The sequence below is a fragment of the Cognatishimia coralii genome (assembly GCF_037478305.1).
Lineage (GTDB): Bacteria > Pseudomonadota > Alphaproteobacteria > Rhodobacterales > Rhodobacteraceae > Cognatishimia > Cognatishimia coralii.
In genome coordinates this window covers 13,223-38,035 of the sequence record NZ_JBBGAZ010000016.1, presented here as the reverse complement: position 1 = coordinate 38,035, position 24,813 = coordinate 13,223, and the positions used below count along the sequence as shown (strand labels likewise).

The window sequence follows — 24,813 nt, the reverse complement described above, 5'->3', positions numbered from 1 at the left end:
GAAGATTTTGCTACGCCGGCTCAAACCAACGAGCTGGCTTTCGCCCCGCCAGATGGATCACCGCATCCGGCTGAAACTCCCGAAGAGCTGCCTTTACAGCGTCTTTGTCTCGAATATCGCCTTCAACGCGCTGGAACTGCCGGTTGGTCAGCGTCGCGACCCGATCCAGAGCTTTGGGCGAGCTGCTAGAGAAATTATCAAAAACACAAGCATCCCACCCGCGCGACAGGAGCTCTGTGAGAATATGGGAACCGATATACCCGGCTCCGCCGGTGTGGAAGATTTTCATGGGGGGTGTCTATTTCACTTTGGAATCTTGCAGGAAATTTGGGCGTTCATGAAAAGACTATCTCCGCTTTCACAATCCGTCGACAAGTCATCTTTTTCAATCACAAGCGTACACTCAACATTCCAGTTAACCCGCGCGGATGCTAGCTCGCTGCCGACACTACCCCCCTTCACTTCTCAATAATGATTTCACATTTTGCGTTCACGTTTCGCTCTCGAGCAAACTTCTGACAGTGTGCAATCGTGTCGCTATTGTCTTTCCAAATAACCCACGCGGATAACAAGTCCTCTGCATGTTTAGGCTCCCCTGCCCTCATCAAGCCCCATCCGATGTCCCATAGTTTTTGTTCCCTAACCATATTGTAAGGCGCGACCGCGATACTTGGCGGCAATATCGCCAATAGCCCCACCGTGAGTAACACCCCGAGCCCCACACCAATGCCTGTCCACTTTTTAAGCTGCTGCTTTTGCTGATCCGCGCGACGGTCTTTCTCTAGAGCCTCGGTCAACCACCTACGGGTCTCGCGCAAATCATCGACGACACCGCTATGCCGCGCGGACATGGTGCTGAGCGCCTTAGTGAGCGCCCTGTCTATACGGTCTGCGGTTTTCGTTCCGTCCTCAGCCATAGCAGGACTGTCTTTAATGACGGCCAGACTGTCGACAAGCTTGGTGGTGAGCTTGGAGAGACCGCCAATGTCATGGGAATAATCAATCGGCTCGGGGATGTCTGAGACACGCTCCACCACCAGCTCCAGTGCCCGACGCTGCAGGGCCAGCTCGGTGCGCAACTCCTGCATCATGGCCCTCGCCTGTGCTTCGCGATCTTCACTACGCTCGAATGGATCGTTCATAATCTGGTCTTCCTAAATTCACTTGAGTGTTAATTTCAAAACATGCCCACGCAGGTCGACGCATTCTCAAAAGTCCATTGATGGGCCATCCCGAGACATATCTGGCCCGTCCCGCTGCATACTGCGCACGTAGCTTAGATACTGCCTGGGCACGATGCCGAGCAGCAAATCAGACGCGGACATACGCATCATATCTTTTTCCGGTGTTCGCGAGAACGGCTTGAGAGGTTCCAGAGCCTCGGACCCTTTGACCAACCCTGCAGCAATGGCTGACTTTGCCAGTGGATCCTGAGCGATCTCTCGTGACAAATCCCAGATCGCTGTTTCAAAGGCCTTGATCTCAGCACCAGACGGGCGAGAGATCGACTGGAAGTCCTTATCAAGCGTCTTCCAACGCTCAATGAACTTCTCCCCCCTATATAGAGGATCTGCCTCTCTCTGCTGCTGCGCCGCTATCGCACCTTCTAGCAACTCAGCACGCGATCCTTTGTTTGCGGAAAGCACCTTATCCGCGAGGCCACGATCTTCATGCCTAGCTGCACGCAATAGCCGCGCGGCGTCGTCTTGAACCTTCAAAAGAGCTGCTGATGCCTTGGAGAGCTGCGCACGTTGAGCCTCGAGCACCGGTAACTCATCGGCCGCCTGACGCAGGATATGACACCAGGCCTCCGCAAAGCGCTCAAGCGCAGCGTGACGATCCTGCCTTGAAGCGCGGCTGGGTCTTTGCGGCGCCGTTAGGTCAGTACCAGCAGCATGAGTCTGTGCTGGAGATGGTGCAGAACTCTTCGCCGCCCCCACGCGCCAGAGATTGCCAGCTACGGCATAGTCCTCAAGATAATCCAGACTGGTTTCTTTAAGACCGGACCGAGACAACCGCTTACTCAACGCGTCAACGTTCTCAAACACGTCTCGATCCGCAAAAAGCGCCACAGAGTCTTTATGACGTGTCATCGCCACATAGGTCAAATGCCGATCCATTGTTTCTGACGCCAGCACCAACGCATGCTGAACTGTCGCGCCCTGCGCCTTGTGGATCGTGGTGGCATAACCATGATCAAAGGCCCTGTACCGCTCCAGAGGAATGCTGACCGTGGTCGCTGCATCATCAAGCGTAACACGCAAGTGGTTGGCTCCTGCAGCCGAAACCGTGCCAAGCATGCCGTTCTTCACGCCCAGATCGCGATCGTTTTCCAAAAACAGGAAACGGTCGCCCACAACAAACTCCCGCGGTCCTTCACGTGTCTCCACCGCGCAGACCTGTTCTGGGGCATCTGGATCCCCGATCCAACCCCGTATCTGACAGGCCTCTCTGATCACGGAATTGAGATAGGCAACGTCCTTGCGTCGATGCGCCATGACCAGAATGTTCCGAGCTTCTGCCACGTCACGCTTATGCATATAGGCGGACACCAAATCCTGACAGGCGGCGGCGCCACCTCCCTCAACAAAATGCAACGCCCCTGCCTGGTCATAGGCCTTAAGACCTGAGGAAGTGTTATGAGATGCAAAGTCGGCAGAGGCCCATCTCTGCCAATCCTTGCTTTGCCGGCGAATGTCCTCAAGTCCGATCGCACCAATACGCTCATGGATTGCTCTGAAGGCCCCACCCGGCCCAATTGCCTGTAGCTGCTCGCTGTCCCCGACCAGAACAAGCTTGGCACCAGCCTTTGTCACTTCCCCAACAAGCTGCGCCATCTGTCGGGATCCAACCATGCCGGCCTCGTCCAACACAAAGACATCTCCGTGCTCAAGCAGACTGAACCCCCGCTCCCAACTGCGCTGCCATGAGGCAAGGGTACGTGCATCAATCCCCGAGGACTCTGTCAGACCCTGCGCAGCCTTCCCGGCCAGAGCGCCGCCATAGACTTTATGACCGGAACTTTCCCAGGCCTCACGCGCAGCAGCCAGCATCGTGCTCTTGCCAGCCCCCGCATGTCCAATAACCACACTTACAGCCCCAGGCCCCGCCACATGAGAGACCGCGCGCACCTGTTCGTCACTCAAACAGGCATAAGGATCACCGCTACTCCGCTGGAGCTGAAGATTGATCAATGAGACCGCCCGATCCACATGAGCCTCAGACAGCTTGTAGCCCTTACGCGACTGCAAGCTCTGAACACGATCCATCATGGTGGTCTCAAGAGATATGATTGCCTTAGTAGAATAGCGCGGCCGCGACGCTGGATCATCCGCACGGCGACCCTGAACTTCAACCAGAGCTGAGGAAGACATCACCAGCGCACAAAGTTCTTCCAACTCCGCTTTGCTCTCAGTGCAGCGCCACAGGGCACGACGGATATCGCGTTCGGTGAAGACAGACTTCTCACCGGTAATTACAGACAGGATCTTCTCAGGTGACCGCCGTACGACGCCTGAATTCAGAGAGCGTTCTTTGGGAGACAACCGATCACGATGAATAACGCCTCCCTGCCGGGCGACACCTGTTGCATGCACCCCCACATGGCGTGACGGCAGGAGATCAATCCCTCGATCCTTATGAGATCGATGATCAACACGCACGTCGTGCCCTGCCCTTAGAAGGCCCAGGTTGACCACATCCTCCCAATCCCGGCGAATACTGCGAAGCTGGGCATGGGTGGTCTCTTTCCCATGTGCCACCAACCATTTGTTCTCACGCTCGATGTCTGACTTCTCGCCAAAGCCCCAAGGCCCGATCTTGCGGGTCGACATCAACACATGCGCATGGTGGTTCCTTTGATCGGCACGCGCGTCCGGCGCATGGATGGCCGCATCGACCGCCACACCGTAGCGATCAGCTAGCATCTGAGCAAAGCGCGCAACCAGGTCGCTCCGCTCCTCCTCTCCCAGCTCATGAGGGAGAGCCACTTCAAACTCGCGGGCAACACGCGCATCCTTGCGCACCTCTGCGATCTCTGCTGCATTCCAAAGATCTTCCCGTTCGAGCGCAAGCTCACAGCTCACCCCGGACGGCATATAGATCTCGGCACTCACCACCCCACCCTTCTTGGTGAAGTCATGTTCCATGACGACGCGTCGATCGAGCAGCTTCTCTCCAGCACGGTAAGCCGCAGCCGCCACAGCGCTACGCCCACCACTCCGGGATACAATCTTCATGCTGCAGTGATAGATCGCCAAGGCAACAAATCCACAAACCAATACTCACGAAACAGAAAACACAGAAGCAGAGTTGGCACAACTCGTAAGTGCGCATTTACAACTATGCTATCGCACATTTGTAAATGATGGGCCGCACACTGTGTGGCACTCATACCACGCAATATCCAACACCGCTTTATAAATCTATGTTCTCCAAAGATTGCTCATTGCTAAGCAGATAGAGATAGAATTCTAGTATGTAATGGAGATCAGGTTGTGAGGCTCGGCTTCGCGGCGAACTAAACGAACAAATTTTGAATTCAGCCGCGTGTGGAATCGCGTTCGACTTAACCCTTTTGGAGCAGCTATGGCAAAACCCCGTAAGTCCCTTGAAGAGCAAATTGCAGTTCTGGAAGCTCGCAAAAAGAACTTACAAGCACGCCTCAAAAAGAAAGAGCGCGCTCAGGACACCAGACGTAAGATTATACTCGGGGCGCTTATTCTCGACCGGCTGGAAAACCCGCGAGATCCGGAGTTCGCTGCAAGGCTACACAGGTGGCTCCAAGATGAGCTGCCAGGGTTTCTGACGAGGGATGTGGATAGAGAATTGTTTGAGGAGATGTTGGGGTTGGGGGAAGCCTCAGATTAGGGTGGAAACAACCATTCTCAGGACGCTTTGACGACGACGGTGGTCGGTGATTAAACCTACCCGCCCGGCGCTAGAACCTTCACATCGCGCACGGACCGATCTTCCGCCAGTGCGGCGGCCAGAACACGCGGCAAATAATGAGTGCCCACGTAGTCCGCCAAAAATTTCGTCGGGGCCAAAAGCGTCAGAACCCCCTGCCCCAGATCCACAATCACCAGCTGAGCAAACCACGCATCATAGACCGCTGAGTCCTGTTCCCGCAGACGCGCGGCCACGGCACCCCAAAGCCCTTCTTGTGGCTCGGGCGCGGACTCACGACGAAGGGGCACCACGTTGCCTTTGACTTCTGGCTCGGGCGCTCCGGTCAGGCGGGCCGCGAAATCTGGGCCGACGGCCGGCCAATAAGGCATGGTCTCGCCAAGCACAGCCTCAAACATAATCCGGTACTCAGCCACCCTGCCCCGCGCAGCGGGCACGGCGACCTCGATCCAACCGCGCGCGCGCATCTCTGCCATTTCGCGCTTCACGGTGCGATCTGTCACGCCCCACATGCGGGCGAGTTCTTTTTGGCCAACAGCAAACACGCCTTTGCGCCAGTTGAACCTAGCGGTGATGAGTAAAGAAAGCCTTAGGGCCAGCCGAGCTTCGACGGTCTCACCCTGAGACGCCATCACAAGCAAAGCCGTGAGCACGTCGTATTTCGCTGCTCCTGCGCTCGGTCCGTTGAACGCACCTATATTGGCTATGATCCCTGAATGCCCCATGGCACCGCCTGCTCCTGCGCGCGTCTTGATGATGCGTCGATTCGTGATTTGTTATGGCGGAGAATAGCAAAATGATCCTGCTGTGACCATCCGTTCAAACGCTTTCCCCGATCTTGTCGCAATTAGCGTTGGAAAGGCAGCAGCTGTCAAGGATTCGATCCTGAGACCCCAAGTCCCAAACCAAATTTCGAAAGAAAACGGTATGAATATGGTATTGGGGGACATGTACAGCGTCACCCCATCTGGCTCAAATGTCCCCTCAAGATACAGGGAAGGGTCAATCCATGTCCCCCTAAGTTTTGCGCCAATCCCAAGGCTACGCCCCGAATCGCTTTGGGAAATTTCGCCCCCCTGCCCTGCTACAAATCCCTTATTCGATAGCACTAAGACACAGTATCTCTCTTAACCACGGTTTAAGAATAACGAACTCGACAAAATGTGCAAAATGGGCGTAAATGCGAAAAACGCAGAAATTAACGTCCGAGGCCACTATGCTTACCCATACAGACCTGCGCGAACTCCAGACCAAATCGCTCAAACTACAGAGCTGGATCCGCCAGCAAACCTTCTCTCCCGAGAATGAAAAGACTCTGCGCCGCTTCTCGTCTTGGGAAGCGGCCGAGCTGATCTTTGGCATGAACCAGTCGACATTCCGTGGCAAGCTGGCAGCGGACCCGACCTTACCCGCGGGTAAGGTCGAGCCTGAGGGGCGGCAGCGGTGGTTCACTCTGGAAGAGATCAACACGCTGCGCCGTCGCCTGAAGCCGCGCGGCAAGACGCTCCAGCCCAATCGCCCGGGCGCGCGCGCCTTCCGCACCGCCATCGCGAATTTCAAAGGTGGGGCTGGCAAGTCCACGGTTGCTCTCCACATGGCTCATGCGGCGGCGCTTGATGGCTACCGCGTGCTCTGCGTAGACTTTGACCCGCAGGCCACCCTCTCCCATTCGATGGGCCTTAACGATGTTAGCGAGGAACACACGGTCTGGGGCATCATGGCCCGTGACCTGATCCGCGAAACCGAAGCCCAGAACAACGCCCCCAGAGGCGCCGCCAGCGGAACCGCCCTGCCCCAACGCCAGATCCCCTCTTCGATCACTGGCCTTGGGCTGCAAGACCTGCGGATCTCGGATTTCATCCAGCCGACCAACTGGCCGACCATCGACCTGATCCCCTCCTGCGCCAACGCGGCCTTCGTAGAGTTCGCCTCGGCCCAGTATCGCCACCTCAATCCCGAGTGGTCCTTCTTTGCCGCGATGTCGCGCTTCCTCGATCAGTTGCCTGAAGATCAGTGGGACCTGATCTTCTTCGATTGCCCCCCCGCCATCGGCTACCAATCCATGAACGCAGTCTTCGCCGCCGACATGCTCTATATCCCCTCTGGCCCTGGCTATTGGGAATATGACTCGACCACCTCCTTCATCGGCCAGCTCTCAGAAGCGCTCGAAGATCTGGCGCATGGGTTTGAGGGCACCTTATCCGCGGATAAGGCGCAGCTGCCGAAGGTGTTCCATGACATCCGTTTCCTGCTGACCCGCTATGAACCGGGCAACGATCTGCACCGTGCGATGTTTGAAGCCTTTGGTAGGGTTTTCGAAGATACCCTCTGCGAGCACCCGATTGAAATGACGCGGGCGGTTGAACAATCCGGCCGCTTCCTGAGTTCGATCTATGAAATGGACTACCGCGATATGACCCGCGAAACCTGGCGTCGTGCACGCGCAAGTTTCGACCGGGCGTACGCCGAAATGAAGACCACGCTGATGCCGCATTGGGAAAACATGGCGGCCGGGGCAGGGGGCGAAACCTTATCCGCGGATAAGGTCGCCGAAAGAGCAGGGGAAGGAGCTGAGGCATGACCCGCAAACGCAGAATGTTTGAGATCGACATGCCGGTAGAAGTAGGCGTCGAAGCGCCTGCCAAACCCGCAAAGAAATCGTCGGGCCGCAGCCCAATGGCCGCAGCGATCACCGAAAATGCCGAGGCGCTCACCGCCCGGAAATCCGCTGCCGAAGCGATCCGCGAGGAAAACGATGCGCTCGCCCATGAGTTTGTCGCGCTGCGCGAGGCGGGGCATGTGGTGCGTGAAATCCCGCTCGAGGACGTTCACACCTATATGCTCGTGCGCGACCGTATCCCCGGGGAAGATTTCGAACTTGAAAGCCTCGTGACCTCGATCCGCGATCTGGGGCTGTCTAACCCCATCCGCGTCTTTGAGCGGCCTGATGGCACCGGTTATGAGCTGGTACAGGGCTTCCGCCGCCTGAGCGCTTACAAAGCGCTCTCAGGGGCGAAGGAAGGGCAGGGGGGCTATGACAAGATCCCAGCGCTTATCCTGCCCGGAGAAGCCGACATCGCGGGGCTCTATCGTCGCATGGTCGATGAAAACGTCATCCGCACTGACCTGTCCTTCGCAGAGATGGCCCACGCCGCCCAGAACTATGCTGCCGATCCTGCGACAGAGGTCCATGACCTCAGCGCCGCCGTCGCCGCGCTGTTCCAGTCAGCGCCCTATTCCAAGCGCAGCTACATCCGCTCCTTCGCGTTTCTTTTAGAGCGACTGGAGGGCGTGCTGAGCTATCCCACCGAAATCCCCCGCGCCCTCGGCGTGACCCTTGCGCGGGAAATGAAAGAGAACCCCGAGATCGTCGGTCGCATCAAGCAAGACCTGAAAGACTGGGACAACCGCTCGATCAAAGACGAGCTCGACGTATTGCGTCGTCATGCCGGTCTGGGCGATGTAGACAACCTTGCCGACGCTGAAACACCGAGCGTGAAACCGAAAGAGAAGGGCAGGGGGGCAAAGCCCAAAACCACCTTCCACATCCGCTCGAGCGCCGGCCAGGTCAAATGCACCGCCGGGGTAGGGCGCCTTGAAATCAAAGTGGACCGAGACTTCAGCTCAATCGACCGCGCAAGACTTGAAGCCGCGATCGCGTCTCTGGTAGACGGGCTTGGATGACCTTATCCGCGGGTAAGGTTTGGGAAATACTTTAATGAAATCAACGATCTGATTTCCAATAGGGCCGGGCAAAATGAAAATTGTAATGATCGGAGCAGGGTATGTTGGGCTGGTGTCTGGCGTCTGCTTCTCGGACTTTGGGCATGAGGTCGTCTGCGTCGACAAAGACCCGGCAAAGATCGAAAGCCTGACCCGCGGGGAAGTCCCGATCTATGAGCCGGGTCTGCAGGCCTTGATGTCAAAGAACATCGAAGCGGGCCGCCTGAGCTTCACTTTGGACCTCAAAGGCGCCCTTGAAGGCGCTGAGGCGGTGTTCATTGCGGTCGGCACTCCCACCCGCCGCGGCGATGGGCACGCGGACCTCACCTATGTGATGGAGGCGGCACAAGAGGTCGCCCAGCTTGCGCCTGATGGCATTGTTGTCGTGACGAAATCAACCGTGCCAGTCGGAACCAACCGGCAGGTCAAACAGGCCATTCGCAAGGCGAATAAATCCTTGGAATTCGAAGTGGCCTCAAACCCAGAATTCCTGCGCGAAGGCGCGGCGATCAAAGACTTCATGAACCCGGACCGCGTGGTGGTCGGTGTCCAGAACACCCGCGCCGAAGAGGTCATGCGCGAGATCTATCGGCCTTTGTACCTGAGAGAGTTTCCGGTGGTCGTAACCGACCTCGAGAGCGCTGAACTGATCAAATACGCGTCCAATGCGTTCTTGGCGACCAAAGTGACCTTCATCAACGAAATGGCGGCGCTCTGCGAAAAGGTAGGGGCCGACGTCAAAGAAGTCGCACGGGGGATGGGCCTGGATGGCCGCATCGGGAACAAGTTTCTACATGCGGGGCCGGGCTATGGTGGGTCGTGTTTTCCAAAAGACACGAAAGCACTGGCGCGGATCGGTCAGGAAAATGCGGTGCCGATGCAGATCACCGAAACGGTGATCAAGGTGAATGAGGGCGTTAAGCAGCGGATGCTTGATCGGCTATTGGACCTGTGCGACGGATCGTTCAAAGACAAAACAATCGGTGTGCTCGGGGTGACGTTTAAGCCAGAGACTGACGACATGAGGGACGCACCGGCACTCACGATCATTCCCGCGCTGGTAGGGGCAGGGGCGAAAGTTAAAGTCTGCGATCCAGAGGGGCAAAGAGAAGGCGAAAACTTGCTTCCGGGGGTGACTTGGGTCGATGATCCTTATAAAGCTGCTGGGAGTGCGCAACTTCTTGTTCTGTTGACAGAATGGAATGAGTTTCGGGCGCTGAACTTGAAGAAAATTGTGCGCAAAATGTCTGACCCGGTGCTGGCTGATTTTCGTAATGTTTACAGTGCGAAAGAAGCGAAAAAGGCGAAGTTTAGCGTCTATGCTTCTGTCGGACGCGTGGATATGGTATTGTATTAAGGACTAATTTCAGAGAAATCGTTGGTGTCTTTGGAAAATTTTAATGGTGTGAGGTGCCAGAACTGTTAAAGTACACCTTGAGTTGCGAGGGTCTAGGGGTATGACGAATCGGGATGTCGACGCATTTTGCGGCTGTAAGTCGCAGTTATCATTTCACTTTAGGAAGCAGGATTTTCTAGCTTCATTTTTTCTGCTGATTTTTAGTTTTCATTTCTTAGTTTCATCGCGTGTTTTTGGCTGAGCATTCAACCGAGTTTTCGTTTTGTTTTGGCTTTCGATCTACAATGGTTTGGTTCGATGTTTAATGATCTGCTTAATTTCCTGTTTCGTTTGAATAGGGCGACCAAAAGGGTCATCCAAGTTTTGGCCGATGCTCTGATTATCGTGTTGGCTTTTTCTTTTGCGATGGCTTTGCGTTTGGATAGCTTTGCGTTTGCCGCTAATCCCGAGCCTTGGATTGTTCTGGTTTTCGTTTTGCCAGTGACAATTGGTGTTTTCACCAAGCTTGGTCATTACCGCGCCATTGTGCGTTATGTTTCAACGAAGGCTGTCTGGATCGTCGTGGCTGGAGCGGGGATTTCCGCCTTCACGATGGCTATTTCTGCATTGGTTCTCGATCTGCCGATTCCGAGATCAGTATCGTTGATCTACTTTCTTATCCTCGCGCTTCTATCCGGTGGTGCACGCATGACAATGCGCATTTTGCATGCTTCATCTCGCCAAGATCAAAGAAAGAAGGTAGCCATCTACGGGGCTGGTGAAGCTGGTCGTCAGCTTTTGAGGGCACTCTCAAGCAGTCTGGAATATAAACCGGTTCTGTTTATAGACGACAATGAGCGCCTTCAGGGTTTCGAAGTTTCTGGTTTGCCTGTTATGTCGTTTCGAATGGCGTCCCAAGCGCTTGAAGGCTTGGGTGTTAGAGCGATCTTGCTAGCGATGCCAAGCGCATCACGTTCAATTCGTAAGAACATAATAAATCAGCTTGAAAGGTTCCCTGTCGAAGTCAAAACTTTGCCAGGGATGGCTGACCTCATCGAAGGTAAGGCAAGCGTCAACGAATTGCGGAATGTGTCAATTGAGGAACTTCTTGGTCGGGATCCAGTACCGCCTCGACCTGAATTGATGGCTAAAAATATCCGGAACCAGATAGTGTTGGTATCCGGTGCAGGTGGTTCTATTGGTGGAGAACTCTGTCGCCAAATCATCCAGCAACGACCAAAAAAGCTAGTGCTACTCGATGTGTCAGAATTTGCTCTTTATAAAATCCACGAAGAGTTGACAGAATTCTGTCAAAGAGAAGGGTGCGGTGACACTATTATTCTTCCAACCATATGTTCGGTTCAAAACGAATTACGCGTGTCAGAAATTTTGAGCACTCTTAACGTGGACACAATTTACCACGCTGCTGCTTACAAACATGTACCTTTGATCGAGCAGAACATCATAGAGGGTATTCAGAACAACGTCTTTGGCACACGCACGCTTGCCAAGGCAGCTATTCGGTGCGGAGTGAAGTCCTTCACTCTGGTTTCGACTGATAAAGCCGTTCGCCCAACAAATTTTATGGGCGCATCAAAACGGCTTGCTGAGCTTGTTTGCCAATCTTTGGCGACAAACCAGAGCTCGACTGTTTTCTCGATTGTGCGCTTCGGCAATGTGCTCGGCTCATCAGGCTCCGTTATTCCTCGTTTCAGAAAGCAAATTGAGAGCGGCGGCCCGATTACTGTCACCCACAAAGAAATCAACCGTTATTTCATGACGATTCCCGAGGCGGCTCAACTGGTAATTCAAGCGAGTTCGATGGCGCAGGGCGGAGATGTTTTTGTGTTGGATATGGGTGATCCTGTACGGATTGTAGATCTGGCGGACAAGATGGTGCGGCTGCATGGTTTGACGCCTTACTTTGAAGTTGGCGGGGAAACCGGCGATATCTGCATTCAAATCACCGGTTTGCGCCCAGGCGAGAAACTTTTTGAAGAATTGTTGATCGGTGACTCGCCTATGGCAACCAGCCACCCACGTATCATGCGCGCACAAGAGCTACAGCTTTCGCTACAGGATATGACGGAGCTGCTCGAAAGGATAATTGATTTAATCGCCAGAAGTGATCTTGAACAATTGCGGACTCTGTTCTTGGAGACGTCCTTGGGATTTTCACCAACTTCCGATTTTGTTGACGTGGTATTTTCTGAACAGGATCAAATTGGTGAAATGGTGCATTCGAAACCGGATCTGAGGTTGGCAAACTAAGGTTTCGAGTTTAAATTTTCAGTATGATTTAGAAAATTTGCTGTGCTTGGGCGTCGTTTCTGAGCACAAAGGAAGCCTGTTGCTGAAGAGCCGGTCCAAATTTGGAGAGAACTTAACTGCAAGTCATGTGCGCCGCATTATGACCAAGCAAGAGGTGAGCCAAATAGCGCCGAATTTGTACTTTTTCACCATTTGAATATTTGAGGATTGGCGACTTTGTATTGCAAGGAAAAACGTGCGTAAGTATACCATTTAGCGGTACGTGGGCGGGTGTCGCGGTTGCGATTGGCACTTTTCAAAGTGAATTTAAGTTTTTGAGGTGGGGCGATGTCGCAACTTGCTGAGCAAGATGAAGAAATCGATTTGCGCGAGCTATTTACAACGATTTGGTATAATTGGAGGACTGTTGCGTTAGCTACGATATTGTCAGTGGCTTTCGCTGCTCTCTATGCGTTTGAGCTAGCCACACCTGAGTATGCTGCTTCAACCCGATTTGAATTGGTAGAGGCGGACGCAGGCGCAGCGGCGCTGGGACAGGCGGCTGATTTGGCAGGATTGGCCGGGGTTGGCGTACCAGGAGCCATATCAGAAGCGGACACGATTGCCGATCGGGTTCTTTCCAGGCCATTCATTGACTCCATATATGAAGAAGCTGGTTTTGGAACCGATCCTGAGTTTAATGAGGAACTTCAGGAGTCGGGTTTGGTTGAGACTCTCATCGCATTTGTGTTTGGGTTGCAGGACGACAAAGAGGTTTCCAGAAATGACTACTTAAACATGGCTATTGATACATTACGGAAAAAAATGGCCCTGAACATCGGCGAAAATGGGATTAATGAGCTAACGGTTTCACATCCAGATGCGAAAAGGGCTGCCGACGTTGCAAATATCATTGTGTCACAATCGCTTCAGGACATATTCGAGCGAGAGCGGAATGAAACACGTCAAAGCCTAGGGTACTTTGCAGATGAATTGTTGCAAATTCGCCTGGATCTTGACGCAGCGAATGCGGCGGTACGTGATTATGCAATTACCAATAGCTTACAGTCGGCCGGTGAATTGGCCAGAACATCATCCCAACTTGCGGAAGTGAGGCGAGATCTGGATGCCATAGATGAGAGCATTCTGGCGCTCGAGAAAATGGGGATTGGGGATTTTGATGGACTGGAATTTTCTCAAGCCTATCCCATTTCAACAAGCTCGTCTTTTCGGCGTCTGTTAAACTTTTCGGGAGACCCTAGCAATTGGGAAAAACCCTCCTCTGCAGATTTAAAGCGTGCGGTAGACCGCTTGGAGGCTCAGAAGTCTCCGTTAATTAGTAGTTTCAATGCGCTCCAAGCGCGAGCAATGAGTTCGGGAGCAGAGGCCTTGGAGCTAGCTGCTTTGGAGCGTGAGGTCGAAATTCAACAGGCTATCTATTCATCTGTGATAACGCAGTTCGAAGCGCGCTCTTTGCATTCGGGGTATGAACGCGCGAGTGGTCGTATTGTTGAGGCGGCAATCATGCCCCAAAAGCCCGCATCGCCTAAGAAGCCAATGGTTCTAGCGATAGGAGTCGTACTGGGGCTGTTTATTGGCGCGGCGTGGGCTTTGATGGCATCTAAGAAACGTGGGACGCTTTATTCTGACACAGCGATCAAAACTGCTTTCGCATCAAGCGATGTGCGCAAGCGCAAGCGTTCACAACTTGGTGGCGTCGACACAGCTGAGCTGACGCAAAAACAACTGACTGCTGTACAGGATTTACTGGTTTCATTTGCTGAAGAAGAGCAGGTGATTTCTATCATTTCTACTAGACCGAATGATCTGGTATCACGCCTCTCACTTAGTCTCTCCAAAGCATCGGCACGGCTGAGTGAAAAAACTGCAATTTTGGACCTTTCGAATGGGTCTCTTGAAGCATTGACACGCGCCACTGACGGGACTTCTGAAAATTTCACTTCCAAGTATACAATTTACCCAGATATTGATCTGCTTGTTCCTTCAAAAACGGATGTATTTTTGAAAGCTTCAGAGAGAAGCCGCTATCTTTTGAAACTGAAGGAAATTTACGGTCGAGTCCTAATAGTATTGCCCGCGCCACAGAACGGGACCGCAGTTTCTCGAGTGGTCGCGCCGTCTACCGACGCCTCAATTTTTGTTGCTGAGCGGGGGAAAACGAATCTTGGATCTGTTGAAGCTATAAAATCGATCTTTACACGGTCTAAGATGTCAGACCCACTGCTGGTGATCGTCTAAGGAGCAACTATGCGCATTGCTGTTTCTATTTTCTGCCTCATGTCGTTCCTTGCCGGATGCACTGAGGTGTTGCGGCAACCAAACTTTAATTTGGATGAAGTCGAAAATCCGGAAGCTGAAGTCATCTATCAAGTGACGGGATATGATATTACCCCGGCTGTTGTTTCGAGAGCAAACAAAAGTCCATTTATTAGATATGTGAATATAGGTGGAAACGGGGTTGGGCCGGTCCGAAACGTGCCCGAGAGCGCGCTGTTTTCTGGGGCGAAACCTCCATCGAATAAGCGACCAGACTATGTGATCGGCGTCGGCGATACAGTAGTTGTTAATCGCTCAGGATACAGTGTAAATGCTGACGGTATCCGAACGCGTCAGGCCGCTAATAACAGCTATTTGGTGAATGAAGAAGGTGCGGTTGATCTGTTAGAAGGCCGCAGCGTCGTGATTGAAGGCCTCACAATTTCTGAAGCAAAGATGGCAATACGGTCGGCGCTAAGAACGACGATTAGCAGCGAAGCAGCTACATTTTCACCCATTGAGTTCCCTGTCGCTAAGCCCCCCGAATACCGCCTAGGCAATGGTGACATCATTCGCGTTTCTCGTCTTATCGAAACGACGGACAAAGACGGAGTTTTGACTCAGAGTGTCCAGACGAGTAAAAGCGTTATCGGATCGAATGGTGTAGTAAGCGTTTTGCAATTAGGGGAAGTTGAAGCCGCTGGCTTAACTTTATCCGAGGTGCGTGATCGAGTGTTGCAGGAAGCGATTAGAAATGCTGGCGGTATTGATACTGTGGTGGAAATACAGAGCTTTGTTTCTCAAACTGCCCTTGTAACGGGAGACCTTGGGACGCGAGTAATTCAGCTCACAGATCAACCATTAACTTATGACCGCTTGATTGCGCAGTTTAACCCTTCATTTGTTGGTGACAGAGACTATCGGGTTACACTCGAGCGAGCGGGTCAGACCTACCAAATGAGTGCGAAATCCATCGTTATGGGCGGTCACTCGGGACCCTATTACGTTTTTGATGATGACCGTATCATTCTTACAGAGATGCTCCCAACTTCGGATGTCCAGTTGAATGTCACAAACTTCGGAGCTCGCAGTCTTACTTATTTGCGCGTGACGGATAATGATGCCGCTTTGGCGCAGCAGGGTAAGGCTGTGCCTTTTGATTTGCGAGGTATCGACCTAAGAGGTCTTTTGATCGCACAAGGTATAGACGTTACTCAAAATGAAGATTTGCTCATTCGTCTTAACCGAGCCAACAAGACATACAATCTTTCAGCTCAATCCACCGTTTTGAATAATCCTGGCAAGCGCTACTGGCTTGCACCAGACGATCACGTCGTTGTTGAAGACATCGCCTATGTTGGCACCAATGCGTTGTTGGTTGGGGAAATCGGGCTGCCGAGGCAGTTACCAATTAATCAGCACAGCAGAACCACTTTGTCACAAGCGTTATTTGATGGGGGTGCGTTCAGTGCTGCCGAGGCTGACTTCCGGCATGTTTACGTCCTGCGCGGCGAAGGCTTGAAATACGATGCTTATCATTTCGACATAACACAGGTCTTGAATCTCGGTTTAGCGGAAGATTTTGAATTGCGTCCTGGCGATATAATGTTTGTTCGTACTCGACCAATTTCTCGATATACTCGTGCACTCACCGCAGCGTTGACCTTTGTGAATGCAATTGATGTCGGCATCACGAATTCTAGAACCTTTGGGCGATAGATCCGTTGCTCTGTGAGTGGTGGGCTGCAGGCGCGCCGACTTTTACATCGTCTATAGTGATGCAGTTAAGTGCGCATAGAGCACGAGTTGTGAGGTGTCCGTTGCTGAAGATCACTGTCGGTTAGCCACCAAAGTTACAGTTTGTCGGCTCGGTTGCTTGGGAGCTGGTGCAGCGTTCTGGTTGGAGCCATCTTATGTGTACGGTGATCCGATAAAGAGCTCGGAAGAGTCGCTTTACGAATTTTGGTATCTGCAGCTTGCGAGGGTTCCTTCACTGTTAACTCAAACTGCACTTGGCGCGGGCCGAACGAAAACAAACAGCAGTTACCACACCGGTTTGCAACCGGCTGCAGACTGAAGAGAATCCTACCTTCGCAATTCCTTCTTCTTGAGGTTAAAAACTCTTTGAAAGTTGCATGCCGAAACTGACTCCTCGCGACGCTTCGCGCAGGTTGAAATCTTGATATGCAACCACTGCACTTAGTGTGGTGTCGTCCCAAGATTTTGTTGCTCCAACGGTGGCTAAAATCCCCTTTGTGCGCGTGGGGGTAAGGCGGTGCGTTGCGAGGCTCGCCTGATTGATGTCAAACTGACCAATTGACCAACGCAGATCGAAGCTTCTTAATTCATGCTTTCCAAATAGCGTCATCGATGTACCCTCGGTATCAATCGGAGCGCCCAAGGTCGCACCGTAGTGACTGTATCCGCTGGCGTATTGAGTGTTGGTATAGACGGTGTTAGGGCCGCAAAACCCGGCAGGGGTCTGTTTAACGCGTGTATCGACGGCTTCGAGAGTAATGATCGACGGGGAACCCGCGATATTCGTCAAATATTCCAGACCTGCTAGGTAAAAGTAACAAGATGGTAAGTATCCTGCTTCATCTTCACCGATCGCCTGAACATAGCCACGTAGGGGAGTTTCAGGCAGTGTATAGGACACGCCGAAGCCAGCAAGCTGGTTAGAGACAACGCTATTGGCATCAGAAAAGCCGGACAGTATTTTCAGAAAAGTACCGGCACTATTGTCCCGTCCGTCGCCTCCAAATTCCACCATCCGCACGAATTCTACTTCAAGGCCGGGCAAAGGGTTAATATCCAGTCGCATGCCTAGTAATTTTGTGTCTGCGGGCGCGGTATGTTCAGCCAATTGTCCAACTAAGATGTCGCCCGACCATTCTCCAAGCCAAGATAGCCAAGGGCTTTCAAATTCTGATGGCGCACGCGAGACATAAACACCTGGCACGGGACGGGTGTTGTCCGACAATACGAGTGACGTGTAGCGCGAAGGTCCCCAATGCCAGTCCTTAGCCCCAGCGCCGAGGGTCCAAAGACCAAAGTCTCGTTCGACGTAGCTGTCGTCAAACAATACTTGGCTGTCATCGCTATCTATTCCGACACTTAACCGATAACGAAGGTCACCGATGTTGTCTTCATAGGCAAGATTTGCATAGGAATTTTGTTTACCCGCCCCAAAACCATAGTGGTCCTGTTGAGTAAGGAAACCTCCGGAAAGAGCCCCGGTTGCCAGCGAAAATGATCCTTCAGCTTGTGCAAATGCGGGTGTGAGAACGGAGACTGCGAGAACGGAGGTCAATAGGCGGCGCATGGGAACTCTACTTAAAATACTCGCGCACCATAGGATGAAAGATGCGCGCTGAAAAGGTGGGGGTTTGTAGTTAGTTAACCTTTTGCTCCTTGGCCCCGCGCATAGATATCGTCGTACCTAATAATGTCGTCTTCGCCGAAATAGCTTCCTGTTTGAACTTCAATCAACGTGACCGGCAATTTCCCCGGATTTTCAAGACGGTGAACGGCACCCAATGGAACATAAACGGACTCATTTTCACTAATGAGCTTCGTGTCTTCGCCAATGGTCACTTTTGCGGTGCCTGCGACCACAATCCAGTGCTCGGCACGATGGTGATGGCTCTGTAGAGAAAGAGAGGCCCCCGGGTTTACGACAATGCGCTTTACCTGGAACCGGGCACCTGTCACGAGGCTTTCGTACCAACCCCAGGGCCGGTAGTCGCGAGGTAGCATTTCAGCTTGAGCAACACCTTTGGTTTTCAGCTGCTCGACCGCGAGTTTGACTTCTTGGGCGTTGTCTTTGTTTGCGATCAAGACGGCATCTGGCATAGCCACTGCGACGATGTCGTCTAAGCCGATGCCGATAATTTCTTGAGAGGCCGATGTCGCATGAAGCAAAGTGTTTGAGCAGTTTATTGAAGTGGCTGGTCCATTAAGAGCGGTGCCACTCGCGTCTTTTTCAGACTCTCTCCAAACCGCGTGCCAGTCTCCTAGGTCAGACCATTTACCGGCATAAGGAACAACAGACAGATTATCAGCGCGCTCCATCACCGCATAGTCGATTGATATATCATCGCACCGTTCCCAGCTTTCTGAATCAAGCCGGGTGAAAGCGAGATCATACTCAGCTTTTTCCAGAGCGTCTTGAACAGCTTTGAGCGTGTCAGGAGCATGTGCAGCGAAGGCGTCTAATATTGTCGTTGTAGAGAAAAGGAAAATCCCTGCGTTCCAAAGATGTTTTTTGCCTTCATAGAGGTTCTTAGCCTTAATCTGGTCTGGTTTTTCAACGAAGCCTTTCAAGGCTTGAGGGGTTGGGGAAAATGATGAGTCTGGCCGTTCTGTTAGCTCCAGCCAGCCATATCCGGTCTCAGGCCGATCTGGCATGATGCCAAAAGTCACCAGTTGGCCTGACAAAGCGGTATCAACAGCGGCGTGTACAGTGGAACGGAATTTCTCGTGATCCGGGATCACATGATCAGCAGGGGCAACTAGAACGAGACCCCCTTTGTCTTTTGCATCAATAGCAAGTGCGGCAGCACAAACAGCGGCGGCGGTGTTTCTAGCGAATGGCTCGATGAGAACTTGTGAAGGAGCAATCTCAAGAGTTGCGAGTTGCTCTATAACCAAAAAGCGGAAATCGGATCCAGTTACGATAGCTGGAGCAGCAAATCCTGTGCCTGATAACCGACGTGATGACGCTTGGAATAGGCTATCTTCACCGAGAATTTCTGTAAATTGTTTAGGATAAGATTTGCGCGATAGAGGCCATAGGCGTGTCCCTGAACCGCCACACAAAATAACTGGGTGAATTTTTGCCATTTAACTGCTCTTTACTTTTAAACTCTGGACTTGCTTTTGTCGTCTAGTTTGGGTCGGATCACATTCGCTTTAAACGGTATTCCTTCGGGCTTTTCGAAGATTGTTTTTTTCGAACCACGAAACGGAATGCTTTCATCCGCCGGACCCTATAGAACCTTTAGCGCAAGATGGTTTTCTGATCTATTGGAATGATAGTTTCTGAAAACTGCTGACGCTAAGCACTAAAGCCAATTCTGGAACTGCTTTTTGCATCGTTCATTGCTGTCTTTTCTTGCCTACTCACTAAATTGCGGGATGGTTGGCTGTATATATGAACGGACTCCCGGGACACTTCCTGTAAATTCCCCGCCCTGTGAGCGATACCTGAACCGCGGATCCTATTGGGCTTTAGGGTAGGGTGCTTTGCCCATCTCTTCCATCATCCTTTCGCGGAAGACTTCGGCTGGCGTCTTCCATCCGAGGCATTTGCGAGGCGTGTTGTTGAGGCGGTCACAGATCATTTTCAATTCATGATCTGTGACTGCCGTAATGTCGCGCTTCCTCGGCAGCCACCTTCGAGCGCGGCGATTTGTGTTTTCGACGGTGCCTTTCTGCCAAGGTGAAGACGGATCGCAGAACCAGGTTTGTGTTCCGATCTCAGCCTGAAGGTGCGGCCAGCTGACGAACTCCGTGCCGCGGTCGAAAGTGATAGAACGACGCGCGATGAAGGGCAGATCGCGGACAGCTTTCATGGTCTTGCCCATCACCGGCTTTGTGCGTTTGTTTGGGTTCTTGAGCAGAACTGTGAACCGGCTGACACGTTCAGCCAGCGATGTGACGTTCGATTGTCCAAAGTGTTGTTTGAACAAGACAAGATCAGCTTCCCAGTGACCAAACTGCCGGCGGTGCGCCACGTCGTTCGGGCGGAATAGGATGCTGACATCGCGGTCAAACTTTGGCTTTTGGCGCTTTCTGGCATGACGCGGTCGACGGGCCTTGCGGTGCTCGGGCAGATACCGCCAGAGCTCCTGATCCATGCCTTCCTTGGAATAGATGTAGCGATAGATCGTTTCCCTCTAGGGACATTGCCTACAGCAATACCCTGCCGGGCAGCGCCTGGCAGACGCGCAGCTTCGCGCCTTCATAGATCATGCGATTTCCGATCTGCTCCGGCGTCCAGCCTTGCTGGATCCGCGCGATCACGGTCTTGCACAACTCCGGATGCCGGATCAGCTTTCGTTGCACAGATCGACGCTTGTTGGTCTGCAGTTGCGCCGCGTGACCGAAGTAGCCCGCGTATTTCTTCGGGAAGGCATCATCGGCCCAGAAATTGCGTTTGATCTCGCGAAAGATCGTCGATTTATGACGCTTCAGGACACGCGCCATCTCTCTGACGGGCACCTATGCATGCCACCAGCTCTCGATCTTACGACGTTCTTGCAGTGATAGTTGCGTGTAAACAGCTCCCATGCCATGATCTCCTACTAGATAACTCATTGTTTTCTAATAGGAGTCACACTTCACGGTAGCGCGCTCCCAAGCTGTAAGTCTTTGCGCAAAAGAGTTGTTATGTTTATTGAAACCGTGTCATATCATTCGGTGTTATTGGCTTCACTTGCGCGGATGCTACTGTCTTGGGATCAAAGAAAGAAGTTGGCACCATTTGGCTAATTAAAAATTTATTAAATTTAGATAGTTAACAAAAGTGGAGCCCACACTTTCTCCCCTAATCGCACGTCTTTGGAACTCTGAGGCACACGCGTAGTTAAATTCATGGCGCATATTGCAGTTTGAAATGCTAAATCGGCAATGTCTTGGTTGCACCGCTTGTGGACTTTCGTCGCCTGAAGGTGGCGAAGAAAATACGGTATCTAAAAATAGGATCGAAACGCTGAAAGTTTGATTGCTTTTTGCCGAATGGTGGATGTAAAGAATTCAAGCTTTTCAAGGGTGAATAAGTCGCTTGCCGTCTTATTCTATTACGAGGCCAGCTGCATTTTTATGGACGAAGTTGAAGTAGTAGTTATCGGCGCAGGTGTTGTCGGCATGGCGATCGCGCGTGAAGCTTCCATGCGCGGACACGATGTGCTCGTGGTTGATGCACTTTCACACGTCGGTGGTGGCATATCATCCAGAAACAGTGAGGTTATTCACGCTGGAATCTATTATCCGGTGGGCAGTGAAAAAGCACTTCATTGCAAGCGTGGTCGCCAAATGCTCTATGATTACTGCGCAACTAACTCGGTGCCATTTCGAAAAACCGGGAAGCTGATTGTCGCCACATCGTCAGAAGACGAAGGTAAGTTGGCTGGTATTTTGGAGAAAGCATCAGCGAATGGATTGAATGGTGAAGACTCACTGCAACATTTAACTAAGGCTGATGTTCGCAAGCTAGAACCGGAGCTTTATTGTAAATCGGCTCTTTTCTCGCCGTCGACAGGGATCATTGATAGTCACACATACATCAATCAGCTTATGGCTGACGCCTGTTCGCACGGTGCTGATGTATGTTTGGAAACTACCGTTGAACATTTAGACATTGGACCGCCTCATTGCATTACCGGGGTAAGTCGCGGTGAGAGATTTCAGATAGCCACGCAAAACTTGTTTATTGCTGCAGGATTACACTCCGCGTCGCTGTGCCGGAGTGCCGGTATTTCTTCACCAGACGACTACTGGCTTAAAGGCAACTATTTTGTCCTAGACCGTCCGGCGCCATTTAGGCATTTGGTTTATCCTGTTCCGGCAGCAGGTGGACTTGGTGTTCACCTTACATTGGATTTGGCTGGTTCCGCTCGGTTTGGGCCCGATACAGAGCCGGTTTCAGTCGAAGATTATCGTGTGAGTTCAGATCGCGTTGGGGGATTTGAAAGAGCAATCCGGCGTTATTGGCCCGGCTTGCCTGACAATTCACTAACGCCTGGATATTCAGGAATTCGACCGAAATTGCGAACTGTCACTGGAAATGAGGGGGACTTTTGCCTAGACGGGCCAGGTGAGCTGGGAGTTGAAGGGTTGGTGGCACTGAATGGGATTGAGTCGCCTGGGTTAACATCAAGCTTGTCTATTGGCATTGCCGCTTATTCGAAGATATTTGAAGCGTGATGTGTTGTAAGGCGACAGGCATAGGGTAGCTCAACTGATGGCAAATTTTTAAGAAGAAACGCGCTTGTGGAAAAGAACTGTAAAAAACGAATTCTGATTACCGGAACAGCTGGGTTCATCGGGTTTCACCTTGCAAGGCTCCTCTTGAAAGAGGGGTTCCAAGTGCATGGCTACGATGGAATGACAAGCTATTACGATGTAGCCTTGAAACAACGTCGTCATGCGATGCTGTTGCAAAACTCAGCTTTCTCTTCAACAGAAGGCATGCTTGAAGACAATGTAAAGTTCGATGGTGTCGCTGACGAATTCCAGCCAGATATAATCGTACATCTCGCTGCGCAGGCCGGTGTGCGATATAGTCTGGAAAACCCGCGTGCTTACCTTGACTCAAATGTCATTGGAACATTCAACGTCATGGAAGCGGCGCGTAGGCTTGAGGTGGACCATTTGCTTATGGCGTCAACCTCGTCAGTGTATGGCGCTAACACTGAGATGCCGTTTAGCGAAACAGAGAAAGCTGACACGCAGCTTACAATCTACGCAGCCACGAAAAAAGCCAACGAGAGCATGGCGCATTCCTACGCACACCTTTGGAACTTGCCTGTCACCATGTTCCGGTTCTTTACTGTTTACGGCACTTGGGGACGACCCGATCTCGCGCTTTATAAGTTTGTTGCTGCGATGATTGAGGACCGTCCGATCGATATCTATAATCACGGTGACATGTACCGCGATTTTACCTACGTCGATGATCTGGTCCGGGGTATTCGCCTATTATTTGATGCGGTTCCAACGCGTCTTAAGGACGGCAATGTTCCTGAGGGTGACAGCCTTTCACCCGTTGCTCCTTACCGCGTTGTGAATATTGGTAACTCCGAGAAAGTTAAGCTCTTGGACTTCATCGAGGCCATAGAAGATGTGCTCGGGAAAAAAGCTATTCGCAATTATATGCCTATGCAGATGGGCGATGTGCCAGCTACATGGGCAGATGCATCACTTTTACAAAATCTAACGGGCTATCGCCCTCAAACGGATTTCCGCGAAGGAATCTCGCGGTTCGTTGATTGGTATCGAGAATATTATAATGTCTGAGGTTAAATTGCATTCCTTTTCAATTAAATCATCCAAACTCGCTGTAATTGGCCTTGGATATGTCGGACTTCCGCTTGCAGTTGAGTTTGGCAAACATCGGCCAGTGGTTGGCTTTGATATTAATACAAAGCGCATAGAGTCCCTGCGCTTGGGGCAAGATGCAACGCTTGAAGTTTCTGACGACGAGCTGGCTTCAGCCAAAGAACTTAGATTTACTTGTTTACCAAGTGAAATCGCTGACTGTAATGTTTACATCGTTACAGTCCCTACGCCAATCGATGCGCAGAAACGCCCGGATCTGACTCCGTTGATCAAAGCATCAGAAACAATTGGTGAGGTGCTCAAAAAAGGTGACATCGTTGTCTATGAGTCAACTGTCTATCCCGGAGCGACCGAGGAAGAGTGCGTTCCAATTCTTGAGAGGGTTTCGGGTCTTCGTTTCAACGAAGATTTCTACGCTGGCTACAGCCCCGAGCGTATCAATCCAGGCGACAAGACTCACCGTCTGCCGAATATTACCAAGGTTACATCGGGATCAACTCCCGAAGTGGCTGATTTCATTGACCTGTTCTATGGCACGATTATCAAAGCCGGAACTCACAAGGCACCTTCGATCCGCGTTGCCGAAGCCGCCAAGGTTATCGAGAATACCCAACGGGACCTGAATATCGCTCTAATCAACGAATTGGCATTGATCTTCAATAAGATTGGGATTGATACAGAGGCGGTATTACAAGCAGCAGGCACCAAATGGAACTTTCTACCTTTCCGGCCTGGTTTGGTTGGCGGACACTGTATTGGCGTCGATCCATACTATCTCACACATAAGGCTGAGGCGGTAGGTTATCATCCTCAAATCATTTTGGCTGGCCGACGCCTTAATGACGGGATGGGTGCTTATGTCGCTGGGCAGTTGGTTAAAGCGCTGTTGCGGAACCGTATCCAAGTGCAAGATGCCAATGTCTTGGTCATGGGAATGGTGTTTAAAGAGAACTGCCCTGATCTGCGCAATACACGCGTGATAGATGTTGTCACGGAATTGAAGGAATACGACATTAACGTCGATGTGTTCGACCCTTGGATTGATCCAGAAGAAGCCCAACACGAATTCGGAATAACTCCAGTAAGCGAACCCCAACCCAATTCTTATGACGGGATTGTTTTGGCCGTCGCGCATGAAGAATTCAAAGCAATGGGAGAGGCTGCCCTGCGAAACCTCGGGCGGAAAGAGCACGTTATCTATGATTTGAAATATGTTCTGCCCGCTGATCAAAGCGATCTTCGGCTGTAATTGGGAG

At 51.9% G+C, this 24,813-nt stretch carries 16 protein-coding genes and 1 pseudogene; 10 read left to right on the top strand and 7 right to left on the bottom strand.

What is annotated here, in order from left to right; all coding sequences use genetic code 11:
* Positions 1-10 precede the first annotated feature (10 nt).
* The 3 genes from WG622_RS17600 to traA form a co-directional block, all read right to left on the bottom strand.
* Positions 11-289, bottom strand: coding sequence for an NAD-dependent epimerase/dehydratase family protein (locus tag WG622_RS17600; protein ID WP_339404714.1), 279 nt, complete (start codon positions 287-289; stop codon positions 11-13).
* Positions 290-458: 169 nt separating this feature from the next.
* Entirely contained in the window at positions 459-1,142 is a 684-nt protein-coding gene (locus tag WG622_RS17595; RefSeq protein WP_339404713.1) for a DUF6118 family protein, read from the bottom strand.
* Positions 1,143-1,208: 66 nt separating this feature from the next.
* On the bottom strand, positions 1,209-4,259 hold the full coding sequence (gene traA / locus WG622_RS17590; RefSeq protein ID WP_339404712.1) for a Ti-type conjugative transfer relaxase TraA: 3,051 nt from the start codon (positions 4,257-4,259) through the stop codon (positions 1,209-1,211).
* Between the two features lie 328 nt (positions 4,260-4,587).
* Here traA and WG622_RS17585 point away from each other — a divergent pair, with 328 nt between their 5' ends.
* The gene (locus tag WG622_RS17585; RefSeq protein ID WP_339404711.1) at positions 4,588-4,869 is read left to right on the top strand and encodes a mobilization protein; all 282 of its coding nucleotides are present in this window, start codon (positions 4,588-4,590) and stop codon (positions 4,867-4,869) included.
* 56 nt (positions 4,870-4,925) lie between these two features.
* On the opposite strand, the gene WG622_RS17580 is transcribed toward WG622_RS17585, so the two are convergent.
* The gene (locus tag WG622_RS17580; protein WP_339404710.1) at positions 4,926-5,633 is read right to left on the bottom strand and encodes a DnaA N-terminal domain-containing protein; all 708 of its coding nucleotides are present in this window, start codon (positions 5,631-5,633) and stop codon (positions 4,926-4,928) included.
* A gap of 491 nt (positions 5,634-6,124) precedes the next feature.
* On the opposite strand from WG622_RS17580, the gene WG622_RS17575 reads away from it, so the two are divergent.
* The 6 genes from WG622_RS17575 to WG622_RS17550 all read left to right on the top strand — a co-directional run bounded on the left by WG622_RS17575 (position 6,125) and on the right by WG622_RS17550 (position 16,213).
* The gene (locus WG622_RS17575) at positions 6,125-7,489 is read left to right on the top strand and encodes an AAA family ATPase (protein ID WP_339404709.1); all 1,365 of its coding nucleotides are present in this window, start codon (positions 6,125-6,127) and stop codon (positions 7,487-7,489) included.
* Positions 7,486-8,592, top strand: a complete 1,107-nt coding sequence (locus WG622_RS17570; RefSeq protein ID WP_339404708.1) for a ParB/RepB/Spo0J family partition protein — start codon at positions 7,486-7,488, stop codon at positions 8,590-8,592. Before WG622_RS17575 ends, WG622_RS17570 begins: the two co-directional genes overlap by 4 nt.
* 73 nt (positions 8,593-8,665) lie before the next feature.
* Positions 8,666-9,988 (top strand): UDP-glucose dehydrogenase family protein, encoded by a 1,323-nt coding sequence (locus WG622_RS17565; protein ID WP_339404707.1) that lies wholly within the window; start codon positions 8,666-8,668, stop codon positions 9,986-9,988.
* 297 nt (positions 9,989-10,285) lie between these two features.
* Positions 10,286-12,238, top strand: coding sequence for a polysaccharide biosynthesis protein (locus tag WG622_RS17560; protein WP_339404706.1), 1,953 nt, complete (start codon positions 10,286-10,288; stop codon positions 12,236-12,238).
* Positions 12,239-12,565: 327 nt separating this feature from the next.
* Positions 12,566-14,476: a GumC family protein gene (locus tag WG622_RS17555; protein ID WP_339404705.1), complete on the top strand. Its 1,911-nt coding sequence runs from the start codon at positions 12,566-12,568 to the stop codon at positions 14,474-14,476.
* Positions 14,477-14,485: 9 nt separating this feature from the next.
* The gene (locus WG622_RS17550) at positions 14,486-16,213 is read left to right on the top strand and encodes a polysaccharide biosynthesis/export family protein (protein ID WP_339404704.1); all 1,728 of its coding nucleotides are present in this window, start codon (positions 14,486-14,488) and stop codon (positions 16,211-16,213) included.
* Between the two features lie 394 nt (positions 16,214-16,607).
* Here WG622_RS17550 and WG622_RS17545 read toward each other — a convergent pair whose 3' ends face one another.
* The 3 genes and pseudogenes from WG622_RS17545 to WG622_RS17535 form a co-directional block, all read right to left on the bottom strand.
* Positions 16,608-17,819: a capsule assembly Wzi family protein gene (locus WG622_RS17545; protein ID WP_339404703.1), complete on the bottom strand. Its 1,212-nt coding sequence runs from the start codon at positions 17,817-17,819 to the stop codon at positions 16,608-16,610.
* Positions 17,820-17,893: 74 nt separating this feature from the next.
* Positions 17,894-19,339 carry a mannose-1-phosphate guanylyltransferase/mannose-6-phosphate isomerase gene (locus tag WG622_RS17540; RefSeq protein ID WP_339404702.1) on the bottom strand — a complete coding sequence of 482 codons (1,446 nt, stop codon included), beginning with the start codon at positions 19,337-19,339 and terminating at the stop codon, positions 17,894-17,896.
* A 377-nt stretch (positions 19,340-19,716) separates the two neighbouring features.
* Positions 19,717-20,788, bottom strand: a pseudogene (locus WG622_RS17535) (IS30 family transposase).
* A 531-nt stretch (positions 20,789-21,319) separates the two neighbouring features.
* Between WG622_RS17535 and WG622_RS17530 the strand changes: the two are divergent.
* The 3 genes from WG622_RS17530 to tviB all read left to right on the top strand — a co-directional run bounded on the left by WG622_RS17530 (position 21,320) and on the right by tviB (position 24,806).
* On the top strand, positions 21,320-22,423 hold the full coding sequence (locus WG622_RS17530; protein WP_339404701.1) for an NAD(P)/FAD-dependent oxidoreductase: 1,104 nt from the start codon (positions 21,320-21,322) through the stop codon (positions 22,421-22,423).
* Positions 22,424-22,489: 66 nt separating this feature from the next.
* On the top strand, positions 22,490-23,515 hold the full coding sequence (locus tag WG622_RS17525) for an NAD-dependent epimerase/dehydratase family protein (protein ID WP_339404700.1): 1,026 nt from the start codon (positions 22,490-22,492) through the stop codon (positions 23,513-23,515).
* On the top strand, positions 23,508-24,806 hold the full coding sequence (gene tviB / locus WG622_RS17520) for a Vi polysaccharide biosynthesis UDP-N-acetylglucosamine C-6 dehydrogenase TviB (RefSeq protein ID WP_339404699.1): 1,299 nt from the start codon (positions 23,508-23,510) through the stop codon (positions 24,804-24,806). The genes WG622_RS17525 and tviB overlap by 8 nt, the downstream gene beginning before the upstream one ends.
* Positions 24,807-24,813: the final 7 nt, after the last annotated feature.

What these genes read in the sequence shown, in the direction of transcription:
- WG622_RS17600 (WP_339404714.1), bottom strand. Translation starts at nt 289, where the DNA reads ATGAAAATCTTCCACACCGGCGGAGCCGGGTATATCGGTTCCCATATT.
- WG622_RS17595 (WP_339404713.1), bottom strand. Translation starts at nt 1,142, where the DNA reads ATGAACGATCCATTCGAGCGTAGTGAAGATCGCGAAGCACAGGCGAGG.
- WG622_RS17585 (WP_339404711.1), top strand. Translation starts at nt 4,588, where the DNA reads ATGGCAAAACCCCGTAAGTCCCTTGAAGAGCAAATTGCAGTTCTGGAA.
- WG622_RS17580 (WP_339404710.1), bottom strand. Translation starts at nt 5,633, where the DNA reads ATGGGGCATTCAGGGATCATAGCCAATATAGGTGCGTTCAACGGACCG.
- WG622_RS17575 (WP_339404709.1), top strand. Translation starts at nt 6,125, where the DNA reads ATGCTTACCCATACAGACCTGCGCGAACTCCAGACCAAATCGCTCAAA.
- WG622_RS17570 (WP_339404708.1), top strand. Translation starts at nt 7,486, where the DNA reads ATGACCCGCAAACGCAGAATGTTTGAGATCGACATGCCGGTAGAAGTA.
- WG622_RS17565 (WP_339404707.1), top strand. Translation starts at nt 8,666, where the DNA reads ATGAAAATTGTAATGATCGGAGCAGGGTATGTTGGGCTGGTGTCTGGC.
- WG622_RS17560 (WP_339404706.1), top strand. Translation starts at nt 10,286, where the DNA reads ATGTTTAATGATCTGCTTAATTTCCTGTTTCGTTTGAATAGGGCGACC.
- WG622_RS17555 (WP_339404705.1), top strand. Translation starts at nt 12,566, where the DNA reads ATGTCGCAACTTGCTGAGCAAGATGAAGAAATCGATTTGCGCGAGCTA.
- WG622_RS17550 (WP_339404704.1), top strand. Translation starts at nt 14,486, where the DNA reads ATGCGCATTGCTGTTTCTATTTTCTGCCTCATGTCGTTCCTTGCCGGA.
- WG622_RS17545 (WP_339404703.1), bottom strand. Translation starts at nt 17,819, where the DNA reads ATGCGCCGCCTATTGACCTCCGTTCTCGCAGTCTCCGTTCTCACACCC.
- WG622_RS17540 (WP_339404702.1), bottom strand. Translation starts at nt 19,339, where the DNA reads ATGGCAAAAATTCACCCAGTTATTTTGTGTGGCGGTTCAGGGACACGC.
- WG622_RS17530 (WP_339404701.1), top strand. Translation starts at nt 21,320, where the DNA reads ATGGACGAAGTTGAAGTAGTAGTTATCGGCGCAGGTGTTGTCGGCATG.
- tviB (WP_339404699.1), top strand. Translation starts at nt 23,508, where the DNA reads ATGTCTGAGGTTAAATTGCATTCCTTTTCAATTAAATCATCCAAACTC.